The organism is Neisseria sp. P0009.S007, from assembly GCF_051962515.1.
Genome location: NZ_JBQCVF010000682.1, coordinates 1 through 876, shown reverse-complemented (window position 1 = coordinate 876; position 876 = coordinate 1). Strand labels below are relative to the sequence as shown.

The following is an 876-nucleotide window of genomic DNA, read 5'->3' as shown; positions in this document are numbered from 1 at the left end:
TTGGTAATAATTGCACCAGTTTGAATGAAGGTAAACACATGACACTAACTAAAGCAGAATTGGCTGATATTTTGGTCGACAAAGTCAGCAACGTCACCAAGAATGATGCCAAAGAAATCGTCGAACTCTTTTTTGAAGAAATCCGCAGCACTTTGGCGCGTGGTGAAGAAATTAAAATTTCCGGTTTCGGCAATTTCCAATTGCGCGACAAACCTCAACGCCCAGGCCGTAACCCTAAAACAGGCGAAGAAGTGCCGATTACCGCACGTCGTGTGGTAACTTTCCATGCCAGCCAAAAACTCAAAGGCATGGTGGAGCATTACTATGACAAACAACAATAATCCGGTTATTCCTGCCAAGCGTTATTTTACGTTGGATGAAATGTGCCAATTGGTGCAAATCAGTCCGGCTCAGTTTGCCCAATGGCAGCATGAAAATAATGTTGTGATTGGATACGGTGGCGATAGATATACGCGCTCAGATGTAGTTAAGTTGTTGAAACTGAAAGATACGTTTGAACCGTACATCGATACATTCAGCCGTGGCGCTTTGGATGCAAACGGCAATCCTGCCGCCAATGCGGAAGAAGTTCGTCATGGTCTGATGCAGATTTTGTCTGATTTGGAGCGTCATCTTGGTTCTGAGCAACAAAACCACCATGTCGAGCTGTAATCGATAGGGAAATTCTGATCAAAAGTGCAAAGGCATACAAAGATTTGCATAATTGATTCTAATAAAGGCTGTTTGAATGATTTTCAGACGGCCTTTATTGTTTTATATTGCTTTCAAAATATCAGAATCTTGAGCAAATGATTCTATGAAATAGCTGTAAATGTTATACTTAGCCTCTTGTTTGCCGATTGGGAAGAAACAGTC

The 876-nt window shown here is 41.8% G+C and carries 2 protein-coding genes; both read left to right on the top strand.

The features are described 5' to 3' along the window. Window positions 1–38 precede the first annotated feature (38 nt). Window positions 39–341, top strand: a complete 303-nt coding sequence (locus ACTHS3_RS15645) for an integration host factor subunit alpha (RefSeq protein ID WP_003680933.1) — start codon at window positions 39–41, stop codon at window positions 339–341. Beyond that, window positions 325–672, top strand: coding sequence for a hypothetical protein (locus tag ACTHS3_RS15640; RefSeq protein WP_063076401.1), 348 nt, complete (start codon window positions 325–327; stop codon window positions 670–672). Before ACTHS3_RS15645 ends, ACTHS3_RS15640 begins: the two co-directional genes overlap by 17 nt. Window positions 673–876 lie beyond the last annotated feature (204 nt).

What these genes read in the sequence shown, in the direction of transcription:
- ACTHS3_RS15645 (WP_003680933.1), top strand. Translation starts at nt 39, where the DNA reads ATGACACTAACTAAAGCAGAATTGGCTGATATTTTGGTCGACAAAGTC.
- ACTHS3_RS15640 (WP_063076401.1), top strand. Translation starts at nt 325, where the DNA reads ATGACAAACAACAATAATCCGGTTATTCCTGCCAAGCGTTATTTTACG.